1 protein-coding gene is annotated in these 894 nt (G+C 65.5%); it reads left to right on the top strand.

The window, feature by feature from the left end:
* A partial coding sequence (locus CAPSK01_RS08830; RefSeq protein WP_034925475.1) for a hypothetical protein occupies positions 1–825 on the top strand: 825 nt, incomplete at its 5' end.
* Positions 826–894 lie beyond the last annotated feature (69 nt).

The raw sequence follows: 894 nt of genomic DNA, 5'->3' as shown, positions 1-894 counted from the left end.
TTGCGTCTGCCGGCACTCGGCGCGCCGGGACAGGCTTTCCAGCTCGCCATCCGCAGCGGTCGTGACGAAGATTCCTGTACGCTGCGTTTGCGCCTCGTCGCGGGCGCGCAGCAGCCTGGAATGGCACTACCGTCGGAGGCAGCAGGCGCCGACCCGCAGGAAATCGCCTGGCAGACGGCCGTGCATGCGCTGCGGCTTGTCGAAGCACATGGTCGCGCCTGGAGCCTCGAAGCCCTGCGTCAGGTCGCGCCGCATCGCGCCGTGCGGGAAGCCGATCAGGCATATGACTATCTCGCCAGGCCGAACCGGAGCTGCGCCAACACCGAGAGCACCGAGTACCCGACCCGCTTCGACGCGCCCTTGCTGCGCGCTTCGCAATCGCTGCTCAGCGCAGGCCGGCGCAGCCTTTACGTCGCCTGGCGCGGCGGATTGCCGCCTTTCCGCGTCACGCTGTGGCGCGAAGGCAACCCGACGCTAATCGCCGATCTGGGCAGCCTGAAAGGATGCGAAGCGTTTCTGCCGCAGGCCGATCTGACTGCCGGACATTACCGGCTGGAAATCACCGACCGTCGCAGCTACGTCTTCTCTGAGCCGATCCTGCTGGTTGTGGTCAACGCACACCCCCCCCAAGCACCGGTAATGACCGACAGCGCCGGAGTTGCGGCATGGCTTGCCCAAGCGCAGTGGCTGGCTGAGCAAGACCACGGTCTATGGCGCTTCGCCGCGTTGCAGGATGTCGCCGCACGCCTCGGCGAACTACCCGAGGCAGAAGCATGGATCACAAGGAATGGCAGGCCACACTCGGACTCGGCAGCCACACAATAGCCCGGACCGGCGCGACTATAGTGGAGGCATTTTCGCTCCTCGCAAACCCTTGCCATTACTGGGTTTCAG

Source organism: Candidatus Accumulibacter vicinus (assembly GCF_000584955.1).
GTDB lineage: Bacteria > Pseudomonadota > Gammaproteobacteria > Burkholderiales > Rhodocyclaceae > Accumulibacter > Accumulibacter vicinus.
This window is presented reverse-complemented; position numbering and strand designations above follow the sequence as displayed.